Source organism: Streptomyces sp. NRRL WC-3618 (assembly GCF_001280005.1).
Lineage (GTDB): Bacteria > Actinomycetota > Actinomycetes > Streptomycetales > Streptomycetaceae > Streptomyces.
Genome location: NZ_LGDW01000344.1, coordinates 1 through 320, shown reverse-complemented (window position 1 = coordinate 320; position 320 = coordinate 1). Strand labels below are relative to the sequence as shown.

The following is a 320-nucleotide window of genomic DNA, read 5'->3' as shown; positions in this document are numbered from 1 at the left end:
CCGGACCGGGGTCCGGATCGGGGTCCCCTCCCGGGCCGAGGGCGGGCCGCTCGATGGCGGTCGGCAGCTCGATGGGGCGGCGGCGCCACAGCTCGGCGGACTTCTCCTGCCGGGCCAGTTCGATATCGAAGTCGACGCCGACCTTGGCAAGGAGGAAGTCGCCCTCCATGGCGAGGCGCCGCATCTTCATCTCGTGCTGGGCCTGCTCGAAGACGAGTCCGCGCTCCATCTTGGCGAGGGCGAGCTGCTCGTCGTCGGTGAGGGCCGCCGGGTCCCGCATGTCGGCCAGGGCGAGCATCCAGATGACCTTGGCGCCGAGG

General features: G+C 71.6%; 1 protein-coding gene. It reads right to left on the bottom strand.

All coding sequences use genetic code 11. From position 1 onward, the window contains the following. Positions 1 to 320: hypothetical protein (locus ADL01_RS24945; RefSeq protein ID WP_159049624.1), on the bottom strand; the 320-nt coding region annotated here is incomplete at both ends.